Genomic DNA, 10600 nt, shown 5'->3' with positions numbered 1-10600 from the left:
ATAGGCTGATTCAAGGCATTTACGGGAGAAAAAATCGGCTCAAACATGAAGAAATGAAATGACTGAGTCAGCCGAGAAGTATTTCCCCGCTTATTCGCACCTTCCTTAGCAAAGCTGGTAAGCAATGGATGGTCAAATAATTTCCTCAATGCCGCCTTTACCTCGGCATTAATGTTTGGTTATTTCATCGGCTCTCTTACCGGTGGGTTCATCGGTGATTATTTTGGGCGGCGCAGGGCTTTTCGCATAAATCTTCTCATCGTCGGTATTGCGGCAACAGGGGCCGCTTTTGTCCCTGATATGTACTGGCTCATCTTCTTTCGCTTCCTGATGGGCACAGGAATGGGGGCGCTGATTATGGTTGGCTATGCTTCGTTTACGGAGTTTATCCCCGCGACGGTGCCTGGAAAATGGTCCGCGCGGCTCTCATTTGTCGGTAACTGGTCGCCCATGTTGTCTGCGGCGATAGGCGTGGTGGTTATCGCTTTTTTTAGTTGGCGGATAATGTTTCTGCTGGGTGGTATTGGCATACTGTTAGCCTGGTTTCTCTCAGGTAAATACTTTATTGAGTCGCCTCGATGGTTGGCGGGGAAAGGACAAATCGCAGGTGCAGAAAGCCAACTTCGTGAAGTAGAGCAGCAAATTGAAAGAGAGAAGAGTGTTCGTTTACCCCCGCTTACTTTGAATCAGAGCAACAGCAAGGCTAACGTAATCAATGGTACTTTCTGGCTGCTGTTTAAAGGGGAAATGTTACGACGTACATTAGTCGCGATTACTGTTTTAATTGCAATGAACATTTCACTTTATACCATCACCGTATGGATACCGACCATATTTGTTAACTCCGGCATTGATGTTGATAAATCAATATTAATGACTGCTGTTATTATGATTGGCGCTCCGGTAGGAATATTTATTGCGGCATTAATTATTGATCATTTTCCTCGTCGATTATTTGGCTCCGCCTTACTTATTATTATTGCCGTGTTAGGCTATATCTATTCAATTCAGACTACAGAGTGGGCGATTTTAATCTATGGCCTGGTGATGATCTTCTTTTTATACATGTATGTTTGCTTCGCGTCGGCGGTTTATATCCCGGAGCTTTGGCCAACGCATTTACGCCTGCGTGGTTCAGGTTTCGTTAATGCCGTCGGACGGATCGTCGCGGTCTTCACGCCTTATGGCGTTGCGGCACTATTAACGCATTATGGGTCAATCACGGTGTTTATAGTGCTTGGCGTGATGTTAGTACTCTGTGCGCTGGTTCTCTCCATTTTTGGCATCGAAACGCGGAAGGTGTCATTGGAAGAGATTTCTGAGGTGAATTAAATCTTTCGTTGATGGCGTCAATTGCCAGATGTACCACTGACGTGTTTTATCTGGCCTACAATGGCAGTACAGAATTGTAGGCCAGCATAAAATTACTCCTGCGTCTCTTCCCAGTCTGCCAGCGTATATAGCGTTGCCCCAGCTGCTGACATCTCCATAAACGCGTGCGCACTGTCCTGTGGCTGGATATTCACACCACGACAACCATCGGTAATCACATTAACCTTATAACCTAACTGTAACGCGTCCAGTACGGTAAACTTCACGCAATAGTCAGTAGCCAGGCCCATAATGATCAATTCATCGATTTCATGATCGCGTAACCAGTCATCGAGCGTGGTTTTCTGCCGACGGCCGTTATCAAAAAAGGCACTGTAACTGTCAACTAAAGGATTTTCGCCTTTATGGAACACCGCTGCGATCGCTTTTTGGTTCAGTAACGGATGTAATTGTGCGCCTTCACTGTTCTGCACACAGTGATCTGGCCAGAAGGTTTGTGGCAAACCGTCGAGTTGGCCTGGCGTATAAGGCTCTACACCGTGCTGACTGGCAAAACTGCCGTGATTCGCCGGGTGCCAGTCCTGACTGGCGATAACCGCTTCACCGCGCGACTGGCACCAGTCAATCAGGCGGTTAGCGACATCCACCGTACTGTCACCTTCCGGCACGGCGAGCGCGCCACCAGCACAGAAATCATTTTGTAAATCGACCAGTAACAGGGCGCGAGGGGGCATTGCAGTCTCCTTAATCATCCGGCGTCAGTTCGCCGCGCAGGTTTTGGCTCATGGCCTTGCGAATGGTTTCAGTATCCAGTTCCTGGCTAAGCAGGTAATGCAGTTTGGTTAGTGTGGCTTCTACAGTCATATCTGCACCGCCAATAACGCCGGCATGGGCGAGGGCGTTACCGGTGGCATAACCACCCATGTTCACTTTACCGGACATACATTGTGTCAGGTTGACCACCACAATACCGCGATCGCTGGCTTCTTGTAATTCCTGCAGGAAGGCTTTGTTTTGTGGCGCATTACCCACGCCATATGAGCGCAGAATCAATGCTTTCACCGGTTGGCGCAGAAAATTGCGCACGACGTCAGCAGAAATCCCTGGATAAATCGTCACTACGCCAATCGGTTGTGGGGTGATTGGATGAACGATCAATTCCCCTTCACCGTGCGGGGCGGGTGGCGTATTCAAACGACGAATATGGATACCTGCTTCCAGTAACGGAGGAAGGTTTGGAGAGGCAAACGCATCAAAACCATCGGCATGGGCTTTGGTGGTACGGTTGCCACGATAAAGTCGATTATTAAAAAAGAGAGTTACTTCGTTGATAGGATAATTCGCCGCAACGTACAACGCATTCAGCAGATTAATTTGTCCGTCAGAGCGTAACTCAGCTAGCGGGATTTGTGACCCTGTCACAATAACCGGTTTACCGAGATTCTCGAGCATGAACGACAGCGCAGAGGCGGTATACGCCATCGTGTCGGTGCCGTGCAGAATGACAAAACCATCATAGTCGTCATAATGCGCTTTAATATCTTCAGCAATATGCTGCCAGTCTTCTGGCGTCATATCTGAAGAGTCCATCAGCGGCGTATATTCATGAATGGTGAAATCTGGCATCTCCGGGCGATGGAATTCCGGCATCAGCGCCAGTTGGCGCTGTAGATGACCTGACACCGGAATATAACCCTGCTCGGAACGCTGCATCCCGATGGTCCCGCCCGTGTAGGCGACGTAAATTGATTTCTTTTGCATGATATTGATATGAATGATATCGAAAGAGCAAAAGTATATACGTGAGGCAGGGGGAGCGCACCTGATACTATGCGGATAAGGAAATATGGGGCGAGACAGCGGGAAGAGGATTCGTCGAGGTAAAAAAAATGTGGCCGACGATCTGTCGGCCACTTAGTACAAGACTTAACGCACGTTGGCGCAGGTCAGGCAAAACGCATAACGGTTTTGTGGGTCGTTAAACGCTGCCAGCTTGTCGCTTTCACTTTTAACGGTAGAGACTACCGAGGCCAGCGGTGCAGGTAACATGGCCTGGAACGCATCTGGCAACATTGCCCGGACAGAACCAGACATGTTGTCCATCACTTTGTCGAAGAAGGTCGGTTCATCAACGTAGTATTCCAGATGCCACTGTTTCACTTTTGCCAGCTCTGCTGCTTTGGCGACCGCATCATCGAAATCCCCGAGACTATCGACCAGCCCGTTAGCTTTTGCATCCTGACCGGTCCAGACGTGGCCCTGGGCGATTTTATCAATCTGCTCCGGCGTCGAATGACGCGCATCAGCAACCAGCGTGATAAAGCGTTTATAGCCATTCTCAATGCTTAACTGCATCATCTGCTGCGCTTCCGGCGGCAGTGCCCTGGTGATAGAAACATCCGCCAACGGTGAAGTTGATACACCATCAGTATGAACACCAATCGAATCCAGACTATTTTCTACGGTGGTGATCACGCCGAAGATACCGATAGAACCGGTCAGGGTGCTGGGGTTAGCCACAATGTAATTAGCTGGTGTGGAAATCCAGTAACCACCAGATGCCGCCATGCCGCCCATCGATACAACCACAGGCTTACCCGCTGCCCGGGCTGCTGCCAGTTCAGCGCGAATCACTTCAGACGCGGTAACGCTGCCGCCTGGGCTATTAACACGCAGGACAATCGCTTTCACTTTCGGGTCAAGGCGAGCGTCGCGGATTTGTGCCGCAGTGGTATCACCGCCAACATTCCCCTGAGTTTCCTCGCCATCCATAATTGCGCCATTAGCGAAGACGACGCCGATGCTGTCACCGGTATCTGCCGGCGTTTTCAATGCGTAATCGTAATAACTGATGGCGCGATAATTTTTATCAGTCTTGCTCCAGCCGAACTCTTTGGTCAGAGTTTTTTCGATTTCCGCACTCGATGCCAGTGCATCGACCAGCTTGTTTTCCAGCGCATATTTCGCGGTATCGCCACCGGTTTTGGTTAAACCCTCAAGCAACCCTTGCGCGCCAGGGAATACCTGCTGAGCAGGGATCTGCCGGTTAGCGGCAACAGTATTCAGATAGTTTTGCCACAGCTCACCAATCCAGCGGCTGTCAGCTTCGCGGGCTGCCGGTGACATATCATCACGAATAAACGGTTCAACGGCAGATTTATACGTACCCACGCGGAACACATGGGTGGAAACTTTCAGCTTATCCAGTAACGATTTGTAGTACAGACCGTTGGTGGCAAAGCCGTGCAGATCAACCACGCCTTGCGGAGACAGCCAAATTTTATTGGCGAAACTGGCGAGATAATATTGCCCCTGGCTGTAGTTCTCGCCTATGGCATAAACTGGTTTCCCGCTGTCACGAAACTCTTTCAGGGCTTTGCCGATGTACTGCATAGACGGCTGGTCGCCGCCTGCGAAGTTTTTCAGATCCATCACGATACCGGTGATATTGCGGTCGTCCTTCGCCTGGCGAATGGTGTTGACGATATCAAACAGTGAGTTTTCCTGCAGACGATCGGAACTGGCACCAAGTAGTTGGCGGCTTAATTTACTAAACCGCTGAGAACTGTCGGGTTTATCGACGATCACACCAGATATGTCCAGCAGCAGCGCGCCACGACTGGCCGTTTCTTTCGAATCACCACCACTGACCTGCATCCAGATCCCCACACCAACCAGCACGAGAAAAATAAAGAACAGGTTAAGTACCATTTCACGGACGAAATTCAGCAGACGCCACGTCCATTTAAAAAATCCGGCAATAAATCGCCAAAGGGTTCGCATGTATTCTCCCAACTTAAGGTCACACCTGTCACAGGCGCAATAGATGTGGTTATCGTAATGACCCAACCGGCACTTGTCAGCAGGAATTGCGGACTGTGCTGTAACAAAATCCACTCTCGTGTTAATTTTGTGAATAAATATCATGACAGGAGTTAATCAAATGGATGCACTCGAACTATTGATCAATCGCCGTAGCGCCTCCCGCCTGGCTGAACCTGCGCCAACGGGTGAACAACTGCAAAACATACTGCGAGCGGGTATGCGTGCGCCGGACCATAAGTCCATGCAACCGTGGCATTTTTTTGTGATTGAAGGGGAAGGACGCGAGCGTTTCAGCGCATTATTGGAACAGGGGGCGATTGCTGCCGGTAGTGATGAAAAAGCTATCGACAAAGCGCGTAATGCGCCGTTCCGCGCACCGCTCATCATAACGGTGGTGGCAAAATGCGAAGAAAATCATAAAGTCCCGCGCTGGGAACAGGAAATGTCTGCGGGATGCGCGGTCATGGCGATGCAAATGGCAGCAGTTGCCCAGGGGTTTGGCGGCATCTGGCGCAGTGGCGCATTAACTGAAAGTCCGGTAGTGCGTGAAGCATTCGGTTGCCGTGAGCAGGATAAAATTGTCGGTTTTCTCTACCTTGGTACGCCGCAGCTGAAAGCATCTACGTCGATTAACGTCCCGGACCCGACGCCGTTTGTCACTTATTTCTGATAATTGTCGCGAAACTGTCTGGATTGTGAGCAAAGGCGCAGGAATTCAGACACTCTCACTTATCACTTCACGGAATGAGGGTTACCATACCCGGATTGCATTGACAGGAGATGTCCATGAGCGAGAACTCGATTCGTTTGACCCAATACAGCCACGGAGCTGGTTGCGGCTGTAAAATTTCCCCAAAAGTGTTGGAAACTATCCTGCACAGTGAGCAGGCGAAGTTTGTTGATCCGAATTTGCTTGTGGGTAATGAAACCCGCGACGATGCGGCGGTGTACGATCTGGGCAATGGCACCAGCGTTATCAGTACCACCGACTTCTTTATGCCGATCGTTGATAATCCTTTCGATTTTGGCCGCATTGCGGCGACTAACGCCATCAGTGATATCTTCGCGATGGGTGGCAAACCGATTATGGCGATTGCGATCCTCGGCTGGCCTATTAACAAACTTTCCCCTGAAATTGCCCGCGAAGTAACCGAAGGTGGACGCTATGCATGCCGTCAGGCGGGTATTGCGCTGGCTGGCGGTCACTCCATCGATGCGCCGGAGCCGATTTTTGGTCTGGCGGTAACGGGGATCGTACCGACCGAGCGGGTGAAGAAAAACAGTACCGCACAAGCCGGATGCAAACTGTTCCTGACGAAACCGCTGGGGATCGGCGTTCTTACCACGGCTGAGAAAAAATCACTGCTGAAACCAGAACATCAGGGACTGGCGACGGAAGTGATGTGCCGGATGAACATCGCAGGCGCGTCCTTTGCCAACATCGAAGGCGTAAAAGCGATGACCGACGTTACGGGCTTTGGTCTGCTGGGGCATTTAAGCGAAATGTGTCAGGGTGCTGGTGTGCAGGCGCGCGTCGACTATGAAGCGATCCCGAAACTGCCGGGGGTTGAAGAGTACATTAAGTTGGGCGCAGTGCCTGGCGGCACCGAACGTAACTTTGCCAGCTACGGTCATCTGATGGGTGAAATGCCGCGTGAAGTGCGCGATCTGCTGTGCGATCCGCAAACTTCTGGCGGTTTGCTGCTTGCGGTCATGCCGGAAGCAGAAAATGAGGTTAAAGCTGCAGCCGCCGAGTTTGGCATTGAACTGACGGCAATTGGCGAACTGGTGCCAGCGCGCGGCGGTCGTGCCATGGTTGAGATCCGTTAATTCAATGCGGTTGTTTATTGCCGAAAAACCGAGTCTGGCGCGCGCCATTGCTGATGTCCTGCCCAAACCGCACCGGAAAGGCGATGGCTTTATCGAGTGCGGTAATGGTCAGGTGGTGACCTGGTGTATCGGTCACCTGCTTGAGCAGGCGCAGCCAGACGCCTACGACAGCCGCTATGCGCGCTGGAATCTTGCTGATTTGCCGATTGTCCCGGAAAAGTGGCAATTACAGCCCCGACCCTCCGTGACCAAACAACTTAATGTCATCAAACGCTTCCTGCATGAAGCCAGCGAAATCGTTCACGCCGGTGACCCGGATCGCGAAGGGCAATTACTGGTGGATGAAGTGCTGGACTATCTGCAACTGGCACCGGAAAAGCGCCAGCAGGTGCAGCGTTGCTTGATAAACGACCTGAACCCGCAGGCGGTTGAGCGGGCGATCGACCGTCTTCGTTCCAACAGTGAGTTTGTGCCGTTGTGCGTTTCTGCACTGGCGCGAGCCCGAGCCGACTGGCTGTACGGCATCAATATGACCCGCGCTTACACCATTCTCGGTCGCAATGCGGGTTATCAGGGCGTACTTTCCGTGGGACGCGTGCAGACGCCCGTACTCGGACTGGTGGTGCGCCGCGACGAAGAGATTGAAAACTTCGTGGCGAAAGATTTCTTTGAAGTCAAAGCGCATATCGTGACACCTGCCGATGAGCGGTTTACCGCTATCTGGCAACCGAGCGAAGCGTGTGAACCTTATCAGGATGAAGAAGGGCGCTTGTTACATCGTCCGCTGGCGGAGCATGTGGTCAACCGCATCAGCGGCCAACCGGCTATTGTCACCAGCTATAACGATAAACGGGAATCAGAATCCGCACCGCTGCCGTTTTCGCTTTCGGCGTTGCAGATTGAAGCGGCAAAACGCTTTGGTCTGAGCGCGCAGAACGTGCTTGATATCTGCCAGAAGTTGTACGAAACGCACAAGCTAATCACTTATCCGCGTTCCGATTGTCGCTATCTGCCGGAAGAGCATTTTGCCGGACGCCACGCAGTGATGAATGCCATCAGCGTTCATGCACCGGGGTTGTTACCGCAGCCAGTGGTCGATCCAGATATACGCAACCGCTGCTGGGATGACAAAAAGGTCGATGCGCACCACGCCATCATCCCGACCGCACGGAGTTCTGCGATCAACCTGACGGAGAACGAAGCGAAGGTCTATAACCTGATTGCCCGTCAGTACTTGATGCAGTTCTGCCCGGATGCGGTGTTCCGCAAGTGTGTTATCGAACTGGACATTGCCAAAGGCAAATTTGTCGCTAAAGCCCGTTTTCTTGCTGAAGCAGGCTGGCGCACACTGTTAGGCAGCAAAGAGCGCGATGAAGAAAACGACGGCACGCCGCTGCCTGTGGTGGCGAAAGGCGATGAGTTGCTGTGTGAAAAAGGTGAAGTGGTAGAGCGGCAAACCCAGCCGCCGCGCCATTTTACCGATGCAACACTGCTTTCAGCGATGACCGGGATAGCACGTTTTGTGCAGGACAAAGATCTGAAAAAGATCCTTCGTGCGACCGATGGTCTGGGGACAGAAGCGACTCGCGCCGGGATTATTGAACTGCTGTTCAAGCGAGGCTTCCTGACCAAAAAAGGGCGCTATATCCACTCCACCGACGCCGGAAAAGCGTTATTCCATTCGCTGCCAGAGATGGCGACGCGACCGGACATGACCGCGCACTGGGAATCGGTGCTGACGCAAATCAGTGAAAAGCAGTGTCGCTATCAGGACTTTATGCAGCCGCTGGTGGGGACATTGTACCAGTTGATTGATCAGGCAAAGCGCACGTCGGTAAGGCAGTTTCGGGGAATAATGGCTCCCGGCGGTGGAGAAGGGAAGAAAAAGGATTCGCCACGCAAGAGAGCGCCGAAAAAAAGCCCGCCATCAGAAGAGGCGGGCAATGGAGTGATAACATAAAGGTTCTTTCAACCATCTGATACTGAAGATTTTTATTGCCGGATAAGGCGTTTGCGCTGTATCCGGCACAATTGTCTTAAATCACGCCCTGGCTTAACATCGCATCCGCAACCTTCACAAAACCGGCAATGTTCGCGCCCTGCACGTAGTTGGTTTGCTCACCTTCACCACCATGCTCAACACAGGCATGGTGGATATCCAGCATGATGTGATGCAAACGTGCGTCAACTTTCTCGGCTTTCCAGCCCAGGCGCGCAGCGTTTTGCGCCATTTCCAGGCCCGATGTTGCTACACCGCCAGCATTAGCCGCTTTACCCGGTGCAAACAGTACGCCTGCCTGCTGGAACAGTTCAGTCGCTTCGATGGTGGTCGGCATATTTGCCCCTTCGGCGACGGCTTTAACGCCATTGGCGATAAGCTGATGCGCGGCGTCAACATCCAGTTCGTTCTGGGTGGCGCAAGGCAGGGCGATATCAACTGGTACAGACCACGGCTGTTGGCCTTCGAGATAGACCAGACCAAATTCTTTGGCGTAATCTGCCACTCGACCATCGCGGCTGGCTTTGATTTCGATAAGACGCGCCAGTTTCTCTTTCGTGAATCCGCTTTCATCAACTACAGTGCCACTGGAGTCTGACGCAGTGATCACACGAGCACCAAATTCCATCGCTTTTTCGATAGCGTACTGGGCGACGTTGCCGGAGCCAGAAACGGAAACGCGCATTCCTTCAAAACCCATACCGTGGCGTTTTAGCATTGCTTCTGTGAAATAAACCAGACCGTAGCCGGTAGCTTCCGGGCGAATAAGACTGCCGCCAAATGAAAGGCCCTTACCGGTGAAGACGCAGGCGGTATTGTTGGAGAGCTTTTTCATCATCCCCGCCATAAAGCCGACTTCACGACCACCAACCCCGATATCACCTGCCGGAACGTCGGTATCCGCGCCCAGGTGGCGATACAGTTCAGTCATCAGCGCCTGGCAAAAACGCATCACTTCACCTTCGCTTTTTCCTTTCGGATCGAAATCGCTGCCGCCTTTACCACCGCCCATCGGCAGAGTAGTCAGGGCATTTTTGAAGGTTTGTTCGAAGCCGAGGAATTTGAGAATGGAAAGGTTAACTGACGGATGGAAGCGCATACCGCCTTTGTACGGGCCGATGGCAGAGCTGAACTGCACACGCCATGCACGGTTGACCTGTACCTGGTTGCGATCATCAACCCATACCACGCGAAACTGGATCACGCGCTCCGGTTCAACCAGACGCTCCAGTAATGACATCTGGCGATATTTTGGATTTTGTTCAAGAAAAGGCCAGAGTGTGGTCATTACTTCACGAACGGCTTGCGCGAACTCGGTTTGATTCGGGTCGCGCTTTTGGACATGGTTGAGGAATGACTCCAGAGAATATGTCTGATCCATAGATATAAAACCCTTATATATTAATACGATTGTGCTTATGTTGTTTATGTCATGTGCTTTTGCAGTTTTCGACTATACCATCAAGAATGTGACGGTAAGCAAGAAAAAATGACCCAGGAAAGCAAATTAATAACGAGAGTAATCTCATAACCAAATGCGATAACTCAGACGCTAAAGTTTTGCCACCCGGCTACCGTTATCAGTAGCAGAGACAATAACGTTAAGGAGTTCCC

The 10600-nt window shown here is 51.5% G+C and carries 7 protein-coding genes and 1 pseudogene; 4 read left to right on the top strand and 4 right to left on the bottom strand.

Annotated elements, in window-relative coordinates:
- Window positions 1-105: 105 nt before the first annotated feature.
- Window positions 106-1332, top strand: a pseudogene (locus ACJHWK_RS09035) (MFS transporter); the annotation flags it as partial.
- 92 nt (window positions 1333-1424) lie between these two features.
- On the opposite strand, the gene pncA reads toward ACJHWK_RS09035, so the two are convergent.
- The 3 genes from pncA to sppA form a co-directional block, all read right to left on the bottom strand.
- Entirely contained in the window at window positions 1425-2066 is a 642-nt protein-coding gene (gene pncA / locus ACJHWK_RS09030; protein WP_001135079.1) for a bifunctional nicotinamidase/pyrazinamidase, read from the bottom strand.
- Window positions 2067-2076: 10 nt separating this feature from the next.
- A complete protein-coding gene (gene ansA, locus ACJHWK_RS09025; RefSeq protein WP_001170162.1) occupies window positions 2077-3093 on the bottom strand; it encodes an asparaginase in 1017 nt (338 codons plus the stop codon).
- 165 nt (window positions 3094-3258) lie between these two features.
- Window positions 3259-5115: a signal peptide peptidase SppA gene (gene sppA, locus ACJHWK_RS09020; protein ID WP_170886358.1), complete on the bottom strand. Its 1857-nt coding sequence runs from the start codon at window positions 5113-5115 to the stop codon at window positions 3259-3261.
- Between the two features lie 160 nt (window positions 5116-5275).
- Here sppA and ACJHWK_RS09015 point away from each other — a divergent pair, with 160 nt between their 5' ends.
- The 3 genes from ACJHWK_RS09015 to topB all read left to right on the top strand — a co-directional run bounded on the left by ACJHWK_RS09015 (window position 5276) and on the right by topB (window position 8947).
- Window positions 5276-5827 carry an NAD(P)H nitroreductase gene (locus ACJHWK_RS09015; RefSeq protein ID WP_000339271.1) on the top strand — a complete coding sequence of 184 codons (552 nt, stop codon included), beginning with the start codon at window positions 5276-5278 and terminating at the stop codon, window positions 5825-5827.
- A 116-nt stretch (window positions 5828-5943) separates the two neighbouring features.
- Complete coding sequence (gene selD, locus ACJHWK_RS09010) at window positions 5944-6987, top strand: selenide, water dikinase SelD (protein ID WP_001520658.1); 1044 nt, start codon at window positions 5944-5946, stop codon at window positions 6985-6987.
- A 4-nt stretch (window positions 6988-6991) separates the two neighbouring features.
- Window positions 6992-8947 carry a DNA topoisomerase III gene (gene topB, locus ACJHWK_RS09005; protein ID WP_001520656.1) on the top strand — a complete coding sequence of 652 codons (1956 nt, stop codon included), beginning with the start codon at window positions 6992-6994 and terminating at the stop codon, window positions 8945-8947.
- Window positions 8948-9023: 76 nt separating this feature from the next.
- Here topB and gdhA read toward each other — a convergent pair whose 3' ends face one another.
- Window positions 9024-10367: an NADP-specific glutamate dehydrogenase gene (gene gdhA, locus ACJHWK_RS09000; RefSeq protein WP_000373044.1), complete on the bottom strand. Its 1344-nt coding sequence runs from the start codon at window positions 10365-10367 to the stop codon at window positions 9024-9026.
- Window positions 10368-10600 lie beyond the last annotated feature (233 nt).

Source organism: Escherichia sp. WS547 (genome assembly GCF_046486065.1).
GTDB classification, from domain to species: Bacteria; Pseudomonadota; Gammaproteobacteria; order Enterobacterales; family Enterobacteriaceae; genus Escherichia; species Escherichia coli.
Note: the sequence above shows the minus strand (reverse complement) of the source record. Positions and strands in the feature narration are given on the sequence as shown.

What these genes read in the sequence shown, in the direction of transcription:
- pncA (WP_001135079.1), bottom strand. Translation starts at nt 2,066, where the DNA reads ATGCCCCCTCGCGCCCTGTTACTGGTCGATTTACAAAATGATTTCTGT.
- ansA (WP_001170162.1), bottom strand. Translation starts at nt 3,093, where the DNA reads ATGCAAAAGAAATCAATTTACGTCGCCTACACGGGCGGGACCATCGGG.
- sppA (WP_170886358.1), bottom strand. Translation starts at nt 5,115, where the DNA reads ATGCGAACCCTTTGGCGATTTATTGCCGGATTTTTTAAATGGACGTGG.
- ACJHWK_RS09015 (WP_000339271.1), top strand. Translation starts at nt 5,276, where the DNA reads ATGGATGCACTCGAACTATTGATCAATCGCCGTAGCGCCTCCCGCCTG.
- selD (WP_001520658.1), top strand. Translation starts at nt 5,944, where the DNA reads ATGAGCGAGAACTCGATTCGTTTGACCCAATACAGCCACGGAGCTGGT.
- topB (WP_001520656.1), top strand. Translation starts at nt 6,992, where the DNA reads ATGCGGTTGTTTATTGCCGAAAAACCGAGTCTGGCGCGCGCCATTGCT.
- gdhA (WP_000373044.1), bottom strand. Translation starts at nt 10,367, where the DNA reads ATGGATCAGACATATTCTCTGGAGTCATTCCTCAACCATGTCCAAAAG.